This window comes from Shimia aestuarii, from assembly GCF_900114635.1.
Lineage (GTDB): Bacteria > Pseudomonadota > Alphaproteobacteria > Rhodobacterales > Rhodobacteraceae > Shimia > Shimia aestuarii.
On record NZ_FOTQ01000001.1, the window covers coordinates 592,522 to 609,014 of the forward strand.

Consider the following 16,493-nt stretch of genomic DNA (forward strand, 5'->3'; position numbering starts at 1 on the left):
CGATGCAAATCACTGCATATTCCGCGATGTGGTTCCTGCCCTTCGTCCTGCCGATCTGCTTCTATGTCGCCTGGTCGGACATGCGCGCCATGCGCATACCCAACCAGTCGGTACTGGTTCTGCTCGGTGTGTTCCTTGTGGTTGGCCTCGTCGCGCTGCCATTCACGGAATACGCCTATCGTCTTCTGCATGTCGTCGTGATCCTGCTGATTGGCATGGTGCTCAACGCCGGGGGGCTCATCGGCGCGGGCGACGCCAAGTTCTCCGCCGCCGCCGCGCCCTTCATCGCCTTTGGCGATCTGCGCCTGTTGCTTGCGATCTTTGCCGCCACGCTCCTTGCCGCCTGGGTGACACACCGCACTGCCAAGCATTCCCCGATCCGCCGCGCTGTGCCCGACTGGGATAGCTGGGATCAGGGCTGGGATTTCCCGATGGGCCTCGCCCTTGGTGGCGCTCTGGCGACCTACCTTGTGCTCGGGGCCATCTACGGGGCCTGAACCAGCCTGAATATCGCCATTTTTCTGGTGTGTAACCAAGGCAAGGAATCTGGCGCCCGCATTGCGCCCTGTTGGAGATTTGCCAATGAACATGCAGACATCCCATGTGATGGCCCCGCCCCCGCCCAAGCGGCTCGAAGAGATGAAACTGCCCGTCGTCATGATGCGCGACATCCTTCTCAAGACCATGTTCCGCAAGAATATCGACTTGGTGTCCGACCTCGCCGGGGCAATCTGCCTGCCGCGCGCCGTCACCCAGGAATTGGTCGACATGGCCCGCGAACAGCGCCTGCTCGAGGCGACAGGTACGCTCAACGCCAATAACGGCAATGAAATGGGCTATCAGCTGACGGATCTCGGCAAATCCCGGGCGCAGGACGCGCTGGCCCAATCCGAGTATTTCGGCGCGATGCCGGTGCCGCTCGATGTCTACCGCGAACAGGTCAAACGCCAGTCCATCCGCAACATCCAGATCACCCGCCAGCAGCTGACCGATGCCATGGGCCACCTGATCCTGCCGGACTCGCTGCTCGATCACCTTGGACCGGCCGTGAGCTCGGGACGCTCTATCCTGATGTACGGCCCGCCCGGCAACGGTAAATCCTCGATCTCCAACGGCATCCGCGACGCCATGGGAGACAAGATCTATGTGCCCCGCGCCATCGAATATGCAGGCCAGGTGATCACCGTCTATGACCCGATCGTGCATTCTGCTGCCGAAGGCGATGAACAGGATGAAACCTCCCTGCGCCGCGTGGCCCGTTTTGACAGCCGCTATGTCCGATGCGACCGCCCCACCGTGATCACCGGGGGCGAACTGTCGCTCAACATGCTCGACCTTGTCTACAACCCCACCGCCCGCACCTATCAGGCCCCGCTGCAGCTTAAATCGACCGGTGGCATCTTCATCGTCGACGACCTTGGCCGCCAGGAAGAACCGCCTCAGGCGCTCGTCAACCGCTGGATCGTACCGCTGGAAGAAAGCAAGGACATCCTCGCCCTGCAATCGGGCGAGAAGTTCGAAGTGCCCTTCGACACGCTGGTGATCTTCTCGACCAACTTTCACCCCAACGAGATCTTCGACCAGGCCGCGCTGCGCCGGATCTTCTTCAAGATCAAGATCGACGGCCCCAACCAGGCCAACTTCCTCAAGATCTTCGCACTGGTCGCCAAGAAAAAGAAGATGCCGCTCGACGAAGAGGCCCTCGTGCACCTTCTCAAGCACAAGTACCCGACGATCGACAATGTCTATGCCAACTACCAGCCGGTCTTCCTGATCGACCAGATGATCTCGATTTGCGAGTTCGAAGGCATCCCCTACCAGATGTCCCCCGCGTTGATCGACCGCGCCTGGGCCAACATGTTCGTCAAGGACGAGCACATCGTCAAATAGGGGCTCGCCCGCACTTTCTATTTCTACCAGTACCCCGAGGGGAGGCGCAGCCCGCTGCGACGGGGGGCAGCGCGCCCCCTTTTCCCGACGCCCCGCATCCCCTAAATAAAGGTCATGACACCCTTGGCCCATATCGCCGCGCTCCCGGTGCGCGCCTATCGCCTGATCTTCTCCCCGTGGGTCGGCTTCAACTGCCGCTATCAGCCGACCTGTTCCGCCTATGCGCTTGAAGCGCTGGAAAAGCACGGGGCGGTCAAGGGAAGCTGGCTGACCCTGCGCCGGATCGGGCGCTGTCACCCCTTGGGCAGCAGCGGCTATGATCCCGTCCCTCCGGGCAAGGAATAGGATTCATGCGACCGCCGAAAAAGCTGCCCCGCTCAATCAATCCCTGAATCCCGACCGTCGCAAACACGCAATCGGTCGCCGATCATTACGCCCACCGGGCTAACACGCTGGACAGCTGATCTGGCGGTTCCTACGGTGCGACCATAACTTTATTGCTTCAGGAGTTGAGCATGCGCCTTGTTACCAAAATTGCCATTTTCACCACCGCCGCCCTCTGCGCCGCTCCGGCCATGGCCGAAAAATTCCTCGGCTACGGAGCCATCGAAGGCTGGAACGTCTATGTCGATACCGAGAAAAAATCCTGCATGATCGAAACCAAGGACGATTTCGAAAATGTCGTGCAGATGGGCCTGACCCGGGATCGGGGCGTGGCCTATATCGGCGTATTTACCAAGGCGGAAACCGACATCCGCAAAGGGGCAAAGTCTGCTGTGGCCGTGCTGATCGGGGAAAACCTCTATGTTGGCGAAGCCACGGGCATGCGCGGCAATATTACCAAGGGCTATTCCGGCGGCTATGTGTTGACCGACGATCCTCAGGTGTTCGATGACATCGCCAAGGCCTACACCATGACGGTGTTCCCCGAAAAGAGCTACAGTTTCTTCGTCGATCTCAAGGGCACGGCCAAGGCGCTCGAACTGGCTAAAAAGTGCAACGCCGAGCAAGTGCAGTAAACACGGGCCGGGGGGTACGCCCCCCCACGCTCAAACGCTTGCCCGGCGGGACGATTTCCCCTAAAGCCGCCCCATGCTTGACGATCTCGATGATATCCACCCGCTGTTCCACGGCGCACCGTCCTCCGCCAGTTTCAAGAAACTGCGCAAACGCATCGTGCGCCAGACGCGCGAGGCGATCGAACAATACGGCATGATCGAACGTGGAGCACGCTGGCTTGTCTGCCTGTCAGGCGGCAAGGACAGCTATACCCTGCTCGCCGTTTTGCATGAACTGAAGTGGCGCGGCCTTTTGCCGGTCGACCTGCTGGCCTGCAACCTTGACCAGGGGCAGCCGGGATTTCCCTCGACCGTATTGCCGGAATTCCTGGAAAAGATGGGGGTCGAACACCGGGTCGAGTATCAGGACACCTATTCCGTTGTGAAGGACAAGGTCCCCGAGGGGCGCACCTATTGCGCGCTCTGTTCGCGCCTGCGCCGCGGCAACCTCTATCGCATTGCCCGCGAAGAAGGGTGTTCCGCCGTCGTGCTCGGGCATCACCGTGATGATATTCTCGAAACCTTCTTCATGAACCTCTTCCATGGCGGGCGTCTTGCAACCATGCCGCCCAAGCTGGTCAATGAAGAGGGCGATCTTTTTGTATACCGCCCGCTTGCGCATGTCGCCGAGGCCGATTGCGAGAAGTTTGCGCGTGACATGAACTACCCGATCATCCCGTGTGATCTCTGCGGATCTCAGGACGGGCTGCAGCGCCAGCAGGTCAAGCAAATCCTTGATCAATGGGAAAAAAACAGCCCCGGCCGGCGACAGGTGATGTTCCGTTCCCTGATGAACATCCGGCCAAGCCACATGCTCGACCCCAAGCTCTTTGATTTTACGGGGCTGATGCGCGGGTCTGTAAAATTTGAACAAATTGACACGGAAGTCCCCAAGCTGCGTTAACGGTCAGGTCAACATGTGCCTCTAACCTTGTTGGGAATCGCTGCCATCAGGGACATGATACATGCCGCTGCGCCTGGGACCGTTACTCAACCTGCTTCGGACCGCCCCTCCTCCTGCGGAGACGTCATCGTGGCGCCGTCTGCCTATTCTGATTCCGGTCGTATCACTTGCTGCCTGGATGCTCGCGGGTGAATCCGGCCTGTTGATTGCCGCCTTGTTGCTGCCTCTGCCGCTGCTGTTCCTGCGTGGTACCGCCGCCGCGCCCAACCAGCGGCGCGCGTCGCAAACCGATGCGTTGACAGGCGCGCTCTTGTCCTCCGCGTTCGAAAGGCGATTCCAGGCACTTATGCGCTCCCTGCCCGACAGCGGGCGCACAACCGCGTGTTTCTCGATCAAGATCGACGATTTTGCGCGGCTGCGCGAAACCTATGGAGATGCCGAGGCGGATCAGGTGCTGAAATTCACGGCAGAGCGTATTGTCCGCGCCCTGCGCAGCGATGATCTCGTCGCACGCTCTGGGGACGCAACCTTCCTGATTGCGCTTGATCCTGTGCGCCTGCTCGACCTTGAAACCGGGTTGCAACTTGCCGTGCGCCTGCAAACCGCGATCGAGGAACCCGTCCCCCTGCGCATGGCATCGATCTATGCCTCCTGTTCGATCGGGTTTTGCTTGGCTACTCGGATACGCGACGCAACCGCGCGCGCCTTGATCCAATCGGCGGAAATGGCGATGACCGAAGCCCGCCGCGCCGGCCATTCGAGTATCCGCGCCTTCTCCGCGGACATGCGGCGCAAGGTTGTGACCCGCCGTCGAACAGAAAGCGAAGCTGCCCGCACGCTGGAACGCGATCAGATCCGCGCATGGTATCAACCGCAGATTTCGACCGACACCGGACGGGTCACCGGGTTCGAAGTGCTGGCCCGCTGGGAGCACCCCTCGCGCGGCATCCTTGCCCCTTATGAATTCCTCGATGTCCTGACCCAGACGGGCCAGATGTCGCGCCTGGCCGACTACATGCTGGCGCAGGCATTGAACGCCCTGCGCGCGTGGGACGAGGCCGGCCTTATTGTCCCCATGGTCGGCGTGAACTTTTCCGGTGACGAACTGCGCAGCCCGTCATTGCTCGACCGGATCCGCTGGGAGCTTGACCGCACCGGCCTTGACCCGTCGCGGCTGGCGGTCGAAATCCTTGAAAGCGTGATCGCCGGGGCACCCGACGACATGGTGGTGCGCAATGTCGAGGCTCTCGCCAAACTCGGCTGCGCCATCGACCTTGATGATTTCGGCACGGGACATGCCTCGATATCGTCGATTCGCCGGATGCCGATATCACGGCTCAAGATCGACCGCTCTTTCGTCACGCATGTCGACAGCGACCCGGAACAGCAACGCATGATCGCCGCCATTGTCACCATGGCCGAGCGACTGGGTCTCGAAACCCTGTCCGAAGGTGTGGAAAACGCAGCTGAGCACGCGATGCTTGCTCAATTGGGCTGCCGCCACGTCCAGGGCTTTGGCATCGCCCGTCCCATGCCCTTTGCCGATACGCTCGGATGGATGGAGAAACACAAGGCCAAACTCTGTCTTCCCCCCGAAATTGGGCGAAAGTCGGGGTGAACCTGCCGATCGGGGTCGCTCGGGGCTCAGAATCGGGCACTACCCCCTTGACCTTTGGGGCGCACCTCTGTTGAACCACCCCAACGTTTCAAAGACAGGTGGCCTTCGGCAATGGACGATCAGAACAAGAACCTCATCCTCGCGACAGCGCTCAGCTTCGTCGTGATCCTGGTTTGGTTTGTCATGTTCCCTCCCCCGGAACAACCGGTGGAAGACCCCAACGCCGTGATTGCGGCAGATGGTTCCGTACCCGTGGCGCCGACCGCCACCGCGCCTTCGGCTGCCCCCGCGGCCGAAACCGGGACAACCACAACCGAAGCCGTCCCGGACGCCCCGCGCGTTGACATCGACACCGCCCGCCTGAGCGGCTCGATTTCACTTGTCGGCGGTCGCATCGACGACCTGAAACTGAACGACTACCGCGAAACCCTGGATGAAGGCGCTCCGATTGTCTCTTTCCTGTCCCCGTCGGGCCAGCCGCACGCCTATTATGCGCTCTATGGCTGGGCGCCCGGTGCCGGCCTGAGCTACGATCAGGTTCCTGGCTCCAACACCGAGTGGACCTTGGAAAATGGCGACAAGCTGACCGAAACCGCCCCGATTACCCTGAAATGGGACAACGGCGCAGGGCTGACCTTCCGCCGCACCATTTCGCTGGACGAAAACTACATGTTCTCGGTCGAACAATCGGTTGAGAACACCGGTGCAGGCACCGTGTCGCTGGCGCCCTACGGCATTCTTGCCCGCCATGGGGAGCCCGAAGATCTCAAGAACTTCTTCATCCTGCACGAAGGTCTGATCGCCATGGCCGATGGCGAGCTGACCGAAACCGATTATGACGGCATGACGGACTACCCGTTCGAACAGCGCGAAGGCGCGCGCGCCGAGGTCACGCAAGTGACCGAGAATGGCTGGATCGGCTTTACCGATCACTACTGGATGGCCACCCTCATTCCCCAGCCCGGTACCGCCTTCAAATCCGTCGCCAAATATGACGAGCGCCGCGACATCTACCAGACCGAAGCCGTCATGCCGACCCTGACCGTTGCCCAGGGCAGCACGGTCGCTACCACCTCGCAACTGTTTGCCGGGGCCAAGGAATGGGCCACCATCCGCGATTATCAGAAATCGGGTGGCGTTCAGGGCTTCCTCGATTCCATCGATTGGGGCTGGTTCTTCTTCCTGACCAAACCGATGTTCGCCCTTCTGCACTGGCTCAACAGCTTCATTGGCAACATGGGCTGGGCCATCATCGGCCTCACCATCGCGATCAAGATCATCGTCTTCCCGCTAGCCTACAAATCCTACGCCTCCATGGCCAAGATGAAGGAACTCCAGCCGCAGATGGAAGCCCTCAAGGAGGCCGCCGGCGACGACCGTCAAAAGATGCAGCAGGGCATGATGGAGCTTTACAAGAAGGAAAAGGTGAACCCAGCCTCGGGCTGTCTGCCGATCCTGATCCAGATCCCAATCTTCTTCTCGCTCTACAAGGTGATCTTCGTCACCCTCGAACTGCGCCATGCCCCGTGGATCGGCTGGATTACCGACCTTTCGGCACCGGATCCGTCCTCGATCTTCAACCTGTTCGGCCTGCTTCCCTACGCGGTGCCCGAACTCGGTTTCCTCGAAATCCTCAGCCTTGGCATTCTGCCTATCCTTCTGGGTATTTCGATGTGGCTTCAGCAGAAACTGAATCCGGCCCCCACCGACCCTACGCAGCAGATGATCTTTGCCTGGATGCCTTGGGTCTTTATGTTCATGCTCGGCAGCTTTGCCAGCGGCCTGGTGGTCTACTGGATCACCAACAACGTGATCACCTTCACGCAGCAGTACCTGATCATGCGCAGCCACGGCTACAAGCCTGACGTCTTTGGCAACATCCGGTCGAGCTTCAAGCGCAAGCCCAAACCGGACGCCAAGTGATGGGCCGCGTTGCGGCCCTCTGGCGGCACCCGATCAAGGCCCATGGCCGCGAAGCCCTTGGCCGGGTCGCCCTGACCGAAGGCCAGACCCTGCCTTGGGATCGCCGCTGGGCCGTGGCCCACGAAGCCGCAAAAACGACAGTGGGCGAGTGGGCCCCCTGTGCCAATTTCTCCCGCGCCGCCAAAGCGCCTTCGTTGATGGCCATCACGGCGCAAACCGACGAGACAACGGGCCGGATCACGCTTCGCCATCCCGATCTCTGGGATCTCACATTTGACCCAAGCACGCAGGGCGAAAAACTGATCCAGTGGGTCCGCCCGATCATGCCCGCCGACCGCGCCGCTTCGGCCCGCGTTGTCCCGGCGGGGGACCACGGCATGACCGATACCATGTTTGCCTCGATCTCGATCCACACCACCGCGTCGCACCGCGCCGTCGAAGGCCGCATGGGTCGCAAACTCTCGACCGAGCGCTGGCGCGGCAATATCTGGCTCGATGGCTTTGCCCCGTGGGAAGAATTCGACTGGATCGGCAAGACGCTGCGCATCGGCACCGCCGAAATCGAAATCCGCGAACCGATCACCCGCTGTCTCGCAACCACCGCAAACCCCGACACTGGCCATCGCGATGCCGACACGCTGGGCGTTTTGAACGAGGTGTTTGGTCATCAGGAATTTGGCGTCTACGGTGTGGTCACGAAATCCGGCGACATCGCCCTAGATTCCCCCGCAGAGGTGCTCTGATGCAACTGCCTTTCCCGCTTGTCGAAGACCTCGACCCCTTTGCCGTTGAAAAAGGGCGCAAGCTTTTTGATGGCGCCAACAGCGACTTTCTCAAGGGCGTCGTGGCCATGTCCGGCCTGCCCCCGTCCGACCGGGTCGAAGTCTGCTTCGCGGGCCGCTCCAACGTGGGCAAATCCAGCCTGATCAACGCCCTGACCAACCGTACCCGCCTCGCGCGCGCTTCCAACACACCGGGCCGCACTCAGGAAATCAACTTTTTCACCCTGTCCGACAGCCATTACCTCGTCGACCTGCCCGGCTATGGCTATGCCAACGCACCACTCGCTGTGGTGGAGAAATGGCAGAAGCTGCTGAAACAATACCTCTTGGGCCGCGCCAACCTGCGCCGCGCCTTCGTCCTGATCGACACCCGCCACGGGATCAAGGCCGTGGACGAGGAAATCATGTCCCTTCTCGACAGCTCTGCCGTGACCTTTCAGGCAGTGTTGACCAAGGCCGACAAGGTCAAGGAAAAGGACCGAGAGAAGGTGCTGAAACAGGTTCGGGAAAAGCTCTCCAAACACCCCGCCGCCTTCCCTGAGATCGTGCTGACCTCTTCCGAAAAGGGCGACGGGCTCGCCGAACTGCGCGCCATCATCGCCGGGCTGGACTAGAGCCGTGTCGCTCACCGGCATCGGCGTGGCTGGCTGTGGCCGCATGGGGGCTCCCATGCTCGCCGCCCTGCGCGCCGCCGGATTTGATGCGTTGGGGTTCGACGTCCGACCACCCGAAGAATTCGGCCCCCTCGCCCCCCACATGCGCCCCCTGCCCGAGTTCGGCGCCCATCTCCGCACCCTCATCACGGTTGTGCGCGACATTGCCCAGACCGACGACGTGCTGTTCGGCGCCCAGAACCTCGCAACAGCCCCCAATCTGCAATCGGTGATCATCTCCTCCACGCTCAGCCCGCGCTATGTCACTGATCTGCGCAACCGCATTCCCGCGCATATCACCCTGATAGATGCCCCCATGTCGGGCGCCGCCATCGCCGCAGAAGAGGCGCGCCTGTCCTTCATGCTGGGCGGAGACACCGACGCGCTTGATCGCCACCAGCCCCTGTTTGATGTCATGGGTGCGCATTTTCACCGCATGGGCGGATTCGGAACCGGCATGCAGGCCAAGGTGCTCAACAACCTGCTCGCCGCCTCCAACACAGCCATGACCCGGCTTGTGCTCGATTGGGCCGACGTCGCCGGAATTGACGAAACCGCTCTGCTGAGTTTGATCCACACTTCTTCCGGGCAAAACTGGTTCGCCTCCGGCTTCAACGACATCGAGTTCGCGCGCGATGGTCTCGACCCGGAAAACACCATTGGCATCCTCGTCAAAGACGTCGCCTCCGCCCTGGATGCCGCCCCGCCAGACGCCGACACAACCCTTCCCGAAACCGTGCAAGCCGCTATTCGCGCCCTCCGCCCTCGATGAATACCCGCGTCGCAGGCATTTCCATCCGCCCAAAAAGTTGCGCCCCTCCGCCTTTTGCGGCATGAGTGCCCCATGACCAAACACGCCCGCGCCCTCGCCGTTCATCTCTTCACCGCCACCGGCGCGGTTTTCGCCATGCTGGCCATGCTGGCCGCCGTTGACGGCAAATGGAGCCTCATGTTCCTCTGGCTGGTTGTGGCCTTCGTCGTCGACGGATTCGATGGCCCAATGGCACGCCGCTATCATGTCAAGAAATACGCGCCGGAGTTCGACGGTGTATTGCTCGACCTGATCATCGACTACCTGACCTATGTCTTCATCCCGGCCTTCGCCCTCTTCAAATCCGGGCTCATGGACGGCTGGACCGGTTGGTTCGCGATCATCGTGATCACCTTTACCTCGGCTCTCTATTTTGCCGACACGCGCATGAAAACAAAGGACAACTCCTTTTCCGGCTTCCCCGGATGCTGGAACATGCTGGTGATCGTGATCTTCGCGGTTGAGCCGAACTTCTGGGTGAGCCTCGCCCTCGTCACGGTTCTGGCCATCGCCATGTTCCTGCCGATCAAGTTCATCCACCCGGTCCGCACCGAACGCTGGCGCCTTGTTTCCCTGCCCATGGCCGTCGCCTGGACCTTCTTTGCCGGCTGGGCGGCCTGGGTCGATTTCCATCCCGAAAGCTGGGCCCACTGGGGCCTCGTCGCCACCTCCGCCTACCTGCTGGTCGCCGGGGCCGCGCAACAGATGATCTACCGCGAAACGCTGTGATCCGGGTCAATCGTGCCGGTCGATAAAGGCAAGCGCCTCGGCGCACATGTCATCGAAGGTGGCCGACCCTTCGAACATGAAATGATCGTCGCCAGCGAATTCCGCATATTCGGCCCCATCGATCAACCGCGCCATCAACCTGCCTTGCGATACCGGCGCAATGCGGTCGCCCGAGGCATGCAACACCAGCACCGGCACACCAAGCCTTCGCGCCTCTTCGACACAATCAAGCCGCGCGTTCATCCTGAACAGTTCCAGCGCATTTTCTGAAGACACCGTCAGCCGCTGCATTTCGTCAAAGGCCTTCTGCTGCTCCGGTGCCAATCCGGGGGCAAAGCTCGATGTGAAGAACTGTCGAAAGATCGGGTTGGGCAGACCCCAGCCATCTTTGATCATCCTGCAGGCCGCGTCGTAGAGCAAGGTTTCCTCCTGGCTCTCCCGCATCAACCGCCCCTGAAGATAGCCGCCCCAGATCACGAGGCAACTGACCTTCTCGGGGTGGCGCAGAGCGTAGCGGATCGAAAACCCCGCCCCCTGGCTGGCCGCGAAGATCGCGAAACGGTCCAACCCCGACGCCGCCACGACCGCTTCCATATCCGCGATCATGGCATCACTGGAAATCTCGGGCACGTCCCAATCCGAAAGGCCATTGCCCCGCTGATCGAACCGGATCAGCCGCGTATTCTCCGAGAACCGCCGCAGGAACCCGGACCAAAGAGGGTTCCCCCATTCGTACTCAAGATGAGTCATCCAGTTCGGTGCCTTGAAAACCGGCTTTCCTTGTCCGGTCTCCGCCCAGGCGATCTGCGTTCCATCCGCCGACCGGGCATAGCGCACATGCTGCGCACGCGCTTCCCGAAACTCGGGGGGCGGTTCGGGCCGCTCAAGGCTCCATTGCCAAACCCGGATCGGCCGGGTGAGGTTCTTGACGCGCTGGCTGCCCAGATCGCGGAAATGTTCACCCAGCCGGTCAAGCACCGTCTGGTGCACGATGTCCGAAATCGCCACCCCACCAGGTTCCGCCAATGCCTCGAGCCGCGCCGCAACATTCACTCCGTCACCGAATACGTCCTCCTCGTCCACAATCACGTCGCCGATATTGATCCCGACGCGATAGACGATGCGCCGGTCGTCTTCCAAACTCGCTTCCCGCCGGGCCATGTCCGATTGAATGTCGATCGCACATCGCACTGCATCCTGTGCCGAGGCGAACTCGGCCAGCATTCCGTCGCCTGTCGTCTTGACGATTCGTCCCCGGTTGCGGGCTATCTCGGGGTCGATCAACTCGCGGCGATGCCGCTTCTGGCGGGACAGCACCCCCTCTTCATCCTGTTCCATCATCCGCGAAAACCCGACCATATCGGCGGCGAGGATCGCGGCAAGTCTGCGTTCCATACAAAAATCTCCTGCTGGCGCAGGACACAGTTTAGCACGCGGAACGGTTTCGCCCAAAACCTCAGATCAGGAACCCGCCCGCCCCCTCGTGGCGCAGAAGCCAAACCTTGCTTTCAACCCCGCCCGCGCCGGAGAAGCCTGTCAGCCCCTTGGCCCCCATCACGCGATGACAGGGAATGAGGATCGGGATCGGATTGCCGCCACAGGCCTGCCCGACCGCCTGCGCGGGCACACCCAGATCGGCCGCGATCTCACCATAAGTCCGCGTGTACCCGAAAGGGATCGCCCGCATCGCGTCACAAACCGCGCGCTGAAACGCCGAGCCACGAACGCGCAAAGGCAGGTCGAATACTTCCCGCCCCCCGACAAAATAGTCTGCCAACTGCGCCTCCGCATCCTGCAAAACGGCACAATCTGACGAGCGCTCCGGCACGCCGCCCCAATCCAACGCAACAATCGCCCCGTCCTCTGCGACGATCCTCATTGCCCCCAAGGGGCTCTCCATCCAGCGCTCTTCCATACCCCATCCTGCCAATGAAAAAGGCGCCCCGCAAGCAAGGCGCCCGTCTCTTCATTTTGCCCGAAATACTCCGGGGGTTTGGGGGCTGGCCCCCAATTCATCATGCGGTTGGAGGCCGGCTCCTAATCAGCTCAATGCCTCGTCACAACGGCCGCAGACCGCCGCATGCGCGTGGCTGCCCACATCCGGCAGGATTTTCCAGCACCGCTGACATTTCGCACCGTCCGCCTTTTCAAAGACCACGCCCACGCCTTCAACCTCAGGCATGCGGAAGGCTTCGGCAGGCAGCGGATCACCGGTCAGGGAGACGCTCGATGTGATGCAGACATCGGCAAAATTCACGCCCTTCAGCGCGATCAGCACCTCTTCATTGCGTACATGAACGGTCGGTGCCGCTTCAAGCGACGCCCCGATTACCTTATCGGTCCGCTGGATTTCAAGCGCCGCGGTCACGACACGGCGCACTTCGCGCACCTGCGCCCATTTCGCGGCCAGCGGCTCGTTCAGCCAATCAGCCGGCGTGTCCGGGAAGTCCACGAGATGCACCGAGGACTCATCGCCCGGGAACCGCTCAAGCCAGACCTCTTCCATGGTGAAAACAAGGATCGGCGCCAGCCAGGTGGTCAGACGATGATAAAGGATATCAAGCACCGTGCGCGCGGCGCGGCGGCGCGGCGTATCCCCGTCGCAATAAAGCGCGTCCTTGCGGATGTCGAAATAGAAAGACGACAGGTCCACCGTGGCAAAGTTGAACACGGCGCTGAACACACCCTGGAAATCAAACGCCGCGTATCCGGTGCGTACCTTGTGATCCAGCTCGGCAAGGCGATGCAACACCCAGCGTTCCAGCTCCGGCATATCCGCCAGTTCCACCCGATCCGCTTCGCTGAATTCCGACAAGGACCCCAGCATGAACCGCATCGTGTTGCGCAACCGGCGATAGCTGTCCGCAACCCCCTTGAGGATTTCCGGCCCGATCCGCTGATCGGCGGTGTAATCGGTCTGAGCAACCCACAGACGCAGGATATCGGCGCCGTATTGCTGCACGACCTTCTCAGGCACGATGGTATTGCCAAGCGACTTGGACATTTTGTTGCCCTTCTCGTCCAGCGTGAACCCGTGGGTCACCACGTTGCGATAAGGCGCGCGCCCCTTGGTGCCACAGGCCTGCAACAGCGAGGAATGGAACCAGCCGCGATGCTGGTCGGTGCCTTCCATGTAGACGTCGGCAATCCCGTCCTTGGTCCCGTCTTCCCGGTCGCGCAGCACAAACGCATGGGTCGATCCACTGTCAAACCAGACGTCCAGCACGTCATAGACCTGCACCCATTCTTCCGGATCATACTCATTGCCAAGGAACCGCGCCTTCGCGCCCTCGGCATACCAGCAATCCGCGCCTTCAACCTCGAACGCTTCCACGATCCGCGCGTTCACCGCCGGGTCCTGCAACAGGAACCCTTCGTCACTTGGCAACGCATCCTTCTTCACAAAACAGGTCAGCGGCACGCCCCAGGCCCGCTGGCGTGAAAGCACCCAGTCCGGGCGGCTCTCGATCATCGAATAAAGTCGGTTGCGGCCCGCCTGCGGCGTCCATTTCACCAGCTTGTCGATCGAATTCAGCGCCCGCTCGCGGATGGTATCGCCCATCTCGCCCTGCCCGTCCTCGATGTCCCGATCGACGGCGGCAAACCATTGCGGCGTGTTGCGGAAGATCACCGGCGCCTTCGAGCGCCAAGAATGCGGATAGCTATGCGTCACCCGGCCCCGCGCAATCAGCGCACCAACCTCGGCCAGCTTGTTGATCACCGCCGTGTTGGCGCCACCCTCCTTGCCCTTGGGCGTGATGATAACCTCGCCGCCAAACAACGGCAGCGACGCCCGGAACGATCCGTCCTCGATCACGTTATGGGTCATCTGAAGCCCGTGCTTCACCCCAAGGATAAAGTCATCTGCACCATGGCTCGGCGCAGTGTGCACGAACCCGGTTCCGGCCTCGTCGGTCACATGGTCGCCGGGCAGCATCGGCACATCATAGTCCCATTCGCCTTCGCCACCCGAGACCCCGCGCAGCGGGTGCGCACAGATCAAAAGGTCAAGCTGCTCGGCGCTCACATCGCGCTTGCGCACGAATTCCTCGACCTTGGCCGCCTTCATCACGTCCTCGGCCAGGTTGTCTGCCAATAGGTAATGCTCGCCTTTCTGGGCCCAGTTGCCCTCCGGCGCCGCCGTGACCTTGTAAAGGCCATAGGAGAGGTCCGGGTTGAACGCCACGGCGCGGTTCGACGGGATCGTCCACGGGGTCGTGGTCCAGATCACGACGTTCACGCCAAGAAGCTGCGAGCGTGCCCCGGTCTTCTCCACCGCCCGCACGATGGGGAACTTGACCCAGATCGTGTGGCTCTTGTGATCGTGATACTCGATCTCCGCCTCGGCCAGCGCGGTCTTCTCCACCGGCGACCACATCACGGGCTTGGACCCCTGGTAAAGCGTACCGTTCATCAGGAACTTCATGAACTCCCCGGCAATCACCGCCTCGGCGTGGTAATCCATTGTCAGATAGGGGTTTTCCCAATTGCCGGTGATGCCCAGCCGCTTGAATTCCTCGCGTTGGATGTCGACCCACTTGTCGGCAAAGGCACGGCATTCCTGACGGAACTCGACCACGTCAACCGCGTCCTTGTCCTGACCCTTGGCACGGTACTGTTCCTCGATCTTCCATTCGATCGGCAACCCGTGACAATCCCAGCCCGGCACGTAACGGCTGTCATACCCCATCATCTGGTGCGAGCGTACGATCATGTCCTTGATCGTCTTGTTGAGCGCGTGGCCGATATGCAGGTGCCCGTTGGCATAGGGCGGACCATCGTGCAGCGTGAAGGGATCGCGCCCTTCTTTCTCACGCAGCTTGTCATAAACCCCGATCTTCTCCCAACGCTCCAACCAAGCCGGCTCGCGCTTGGGCAGCCCTGCACGCATCGGGAAATCGGTCTTGGGCAGGTTCAGGGTGTCTTTGTATTCAGGCGTATCGGCGCACATCTTTGGCGTCCTTCATCTATCGGTCGTATCGGAATGGTCTGGGGCGGCGCGACATCTCAAACGCCTTGTCCCGGCGGCTCGTGGGTCAGAGCGCCGGGCATATAATTCGAATAATGATCGCGGAACGGTGCATCATCATGCCCGTCTTATAGGCCCGCGCGAAACCAGCGTCCAGAGGGTTGAAACGCGGCGCTTTGGCTCTTTTCCCTTCTTGCCTGCAACACTAGTGTGCCCACACAGAGAGCGAGACCTGAACATGTCCCCCATCCCACCCCGCTTTGACATCTCCCGCGACGACATCGCCCGCGTTGTTGCCGCGTTCTATGCGCAAATCCGCCAGCACCCGGGTCTCGGCCCGGTCTTTTCCGTCCACGTGCGCGACTGGCTCGCGCATGAGGAAAAGATCACCCGGTTCTGGGCCAACGCGATCCTTTACGAGCGCAGCTATGACGGAAACCCGGCCCAGATTCACAAACAGGCACAAAACGTCCGCCCCGGCATGTTCGAACCGTGGCTAGCACTGTTTGACATGACCCTGAAACAGGAACTCGCCCCCGAACAGGCCGCCTCGTGGTCGGCGCTGGCACACACAATCGGGCGCAGCCTGCGCGCCAGCGTCGTCGAACGCCAGAAGGGTCCCGGCGGCGTCCCGATCCTACGCTGACGGGCCCGGGCGCGGCAATGCGTATCATTGCCCTTGCGTCAACGCTCCGGTTTCCTGACCGGGTAACGATTGACGGACCTTTGCCATGACCTCTACGCCCACCGCCGAAGCCACCCTGAGCGCCGAGCAGATCGACCACGTGACCGCGCTGTTTTATGATCGCATCCGGGGGGATGACACGCTTGGCCCCGTATTTGCCGCGACCGTGACAGACGATGCCTGGCCCGCACATGTGGCCCGGGTGGCAAGCTTCTGGCGCAGCACTCTGCTGGGCGAGAACAGTTATCAGGGCAATCCGCTCAAAGCCCATAATCAGGCGAGCACGATGCAACTGGCCCATTTCGAACCCTGGCTGGCCATGCTCGACACGGTCCTGTCCGAAGAACTCTCGCCCGATCAGGCGCGCGCCTGGTCCATGGTCGCCCATCGCCTCGGCAAGCGGCTGAGCATGGGGATGCAGGGCAAAGTCCCGCCCCATCTGCAAGAGTGACGGTTCAAACCGACGCAATA

16 protein-coding genes are annotated in these 16,493 nt (G+C 61.3%); 13 read left to right on the top strand and 3 right to left on the bottom strand.

The window, feature by feature from the left end:
- Positions 1-2: 2 nt before the first annotated feature.
- From BMZ35_RS03035 to BMZ35_RS03085, 11 genes are all read left to right on the top strand, one after another.
- Positions 3-497, top strand: a complete 495-nt coding sequence (locus tag BMZ35_RS03035; RefSeq protein ID WP_093090748.1) for a prepilin peptidase — start codon at positions 3-5, stop codon at positions 495-497.
- An 85-nt stretch (positions 498-582) separates the two neighbouring features.
- Positions 583-1,890 (top strand): ATPase, encoded by a 1,308-nt coding sequence (locus BMZ35_RS03040; protein ID WP_093090749.1) that lies wholly within the window; start codon positions 583-585, stop codon positions 1,888-1,890.
- Between the two features lie 114 nt (positions 1,891-2,004).
- The gene (yidD, locus tag BMZ35_RS03045) at positions 2,005-2,235 is read left to right on the top strand and encodes a membrane protein insertion efficiency factor YidD (protein WP_093090751.1); all 231 of its coding nucleotides are present in this window, start codon (positions 2,005-2,007) and stop codon (positions 2,233-2,235) included.
- 170 nt (positions 2,236-2,405) lie between these two features.
- On the top strand, positions 2,406-2,909 hold the full coding sequence (locus BMZ35_RS03050; RefSeq protein ID WP_093090753.1) for a hypothetical protein: 504 nt from the start codon (positions 2,406-2,408) through the stop codon (positions 2,907-2,909).
- Between the two features lie 73 nt (positions 2,910-2,982).
- Positions 2,983-3,852, top strand: coding sequence for a tRNA 2-thiocytidine(32) synthetase TtcA (gene ttcA, locus BMZ35_RS03055; protein WP_093090755.1), 870 nt, complete (start codon positions 2,983-2,985; stop codon positions 3,850-3,852).
- Positions 3,853-4,030: 178 nt separating this feature from the next.
- Entirely contained in the window at positions 4,031-5,470 is a 1,440-nt protein-coding gene (locus BMZ35_RS03060) for a putative bifunctional diguanylate cyclase/phosphodiesterase (RefSeq protein WP_242654679.1), read from the top strand.
- Between the two features lie 111 nt (positions 5,471-5,581).
- On the top strand, positions 5,582-7,393 hold the full coding sequence (gene yidC, locus BMZ35_RS03065) for a membrane protein insertase YidC (protein WP_093090759.1): 1,812 nt from the start codon (positions 5,582-5,584) through the stop codon (positions 7,391-7,393).
- Entirely contained in the window at positions 7,393-8,136 is a 744-nt protein-coding gene (locus BMZ35_RS03070) for an MOSC domain-containing protein (RefSeq protein ID WP_423227742.1), read from the top strand. The genes yidC and BMZ35_RS03070 overlap by 1 nt, the downstream gene beginning before the upstream one ends.
- The gene (gene yihA / locus BMZ35_RS03075; protein WP_093090763.1) at positions 8,136-8,789 is read left to right on the top strand and encodes a ribosome biogenesis GTP-binding protein YihA/YsxC; all 654 of its coding nucleotides are present in this window, start codon (positions 8,136-8,138) and stop codon (positions 8,787-8,789) included. The genes BMZ35_RS03070 and yihA overlap by 1 nt, the downstream gene beginning before the upstream one ends.
- Positions 8,790-8,793: 4 nt before the next feature.
- A complete protein-coding gene (locus tag BMZ35_RS03080; protein ID WP_242654680.1) occupies positions 8,794-9,600 on the top strand; it encodes an NAD(P)-dependent oxidoreductase in 807 nt (268 codons plus the stop codon).
- A 72-nt stretch (positions 9,601-9,672) separates the two neighbouring features.
- Complete coding sequence (locus tag BMZ35_RS03085) at positions 9,673-10,368, top strand: CDP-alcohol phosphatidyltransferase family protein (protein ID WP_093090765.1); 696 nt, start codon at positions 9,673-9,675, stop codon at positions 10,366-10,368.
- A gap of 6 nt (positions 10,369-10,374) precedes the next feature.
- Here the strand turns inward: BMZ35_RS03085 and BMZ35_RS03090 are convergent, their stop codons facing one another.
- From BMZ35_RS03090 to ileS, 3 genes are all read right to left on the bottom strand, one after another.
- Positions 10,375-11,763 (bottom strand): alpha/beta fold hydrolase, encoded by a 1,389-nt coding sequence (locus BMZ35_RS03090; protein ID WP_093090767.1) that lies wholly within the window; start codon positions 11,761-11,763, stop codon positions 10,375-10,377.
- A 61-nt stretch (positions 11,764-11,824) separates the two neighbouring features.
- Entirely contained in the window at positions 11,825-12,283 is a 459-nt protein-coding gene (locus BMZ35_RS03095) for a methylated-DNA--[protein]-cysteine S-methyltransferase (protein WP_093090769.1), read from the bottom strand.
- Positions 12,284-12,409: 126 nt separating this feature from the next.
- A complete protein-coding gene (ileS, locus tag BMZ35_RS03100; protein WP_093090771.1) occupies positions 12,410-15,319 on the bottom strand; it encodes an isoleucine--tRNA ligase in 2,910 nt (969 codons plus the stop codon).
- A 256-nt stretch (positions 15,320-15,575) separates the two neighbouring features.
- Here ileS and BMZ35_RS03105 point away from each other — a divergent pair, with 256 nt between their 5' ends.
- Both BMZ35_RS03105 and BMZ35_RS03110 read left to right on the top strand, forming a co-directional pair.
- Positions 15,576-15,983, top strand: a complete 408-nt coding sequence (locus BMZ35_RS03105) for a group III truncated hemoglobin (protein ID WP_093090773.1) — start codon at positions 15,576-15,578, stop codon at positions 15,981-15,983.
- Between the two features lie 85 nt (positions 15,984-16,068).
- Positions 16,069-16,473, top strand: coding sequence for a group III truncated hemoglobin (locus tag BMZ35_RS03110; protein ID WP_093090775.1), 405 nt, complete (start codon positions 16,069-16,071; stop codon positions 16,471-16,473).
- Positions 16,474-16,493 lie beyond the last annotated feature (20 nt).

What these genes read in the sequence shown, in the direction of transcription:
- BMZ35_RS03035 (WP_093090748.1), top strand. Translation starts at nt 3, where the DNA reads ATGCAAATCACTGCATATTCCGCGATGTGGTTCCTGCCCTTCGTCCTG.
- BMZ35_RS03040 (WP_093090749.1), top strand. Translation starts at nt 583, where the DNA reads ATGAACATGCAGACATCCCATGTGATGGCCCCGCCCCCGCCCAAGCGG.
- yidD (WP_093090751.1), top strand. Translation starts at nt 2,005, where the DNA reads ATGACACCCTTGGCCCATATCGCCGCGCTCCCGGTGCGCGCCTATCGC.
- BMZ35_RS03050 (WP_093090753.1), top strand. Translation starts at nt 2,406, where the DNA reads ATGCGCCTTGTTACCAAAATTGCCATTTTCACCACCGCCGCCCTCTGC.
- ttcA (WP_093090755.1), top strand. Translation starts at nt 2,983, where the DNA reads ATGCTTGACGATCTCGATGATATCCACCCGCTGTTCCACGGCGCACCG.
- BMZ35_RS03060 (WP_242654679.1), top strand. Translation starts at nt 4,031, where the DNA reads ATGCTCGCGGGTGAATCCGGCCTGTTGATTGCCGCCTTGTTGCTGCCT.
- yidC (WP_093090759.1), top strand. Translation starts at nt 5,582, where the DNA reads ATGGACGATCAGAACAAGAACCTCATCCTCGCGACAGCGCTCAGCTTC.
- BMZ35_RS03070 (WP_423227742.1), top strand. Translation starts at nt 7,393, where the DNA reads ATGGGCCGCGTTGCGGCCCTCTGGCGGCACCCGATCAAGGCCCATGGC.
- yihA (WP_093090763.1), top strand. Translation starts at nt 8,136, where the DNA reads ATGCAACTGCCTTTCCCGCTTGTCGAAGACCTCGACCCCTTTGCCGTT.
- BMZ35_RS03085 (WP_093090765.1), top strand. Translation starts at nt 9,673, where the DNA reads ATGACCAAACACGCCCGCGCCCTCGCCGTTCATCTCTTCACCGCCACC.
- BMZ35_RS03090 (WP_093090767.1), bottom strand. Translation starts at nt 11,763, where the DNA reads ATGGAACGCAGACTTGCCGCGATCCTCGCCGCCGATATGGTCGGGTTT.
- BMZ35_RS03095 (WP_093090769.1), bottom strand. Translation starts at nt 12,283, where the DNA reads ATGGAAGAGCGCTGGATGGAGAGCCCCTTGGGGGCAATGAGGATCGTC.
- ileS (WP_093090771.1), bottom strand. Translation starts at nt 15,319, where the DNA reads ATGTGCGCCGATACGCCTGAATACAAAGACACCCTGAACCTGCCCAAG.
- BMZ35_RS03105 (WP_093090773.1), top strand. Translation starts at nt 15,576, where the DNA reads ATGTCCCCCATCCCACCCCGCTTTGACATCTCCCGCGACGACATCGCC.
- BMZ35_RS03110 (WP_093090775.1), top strand. Translation starts at nt 16,069, where the DNA reads ATGACCTCTACGCCCACCGCCGAAGCCACCCTGAGCGCCGAGCAGATC.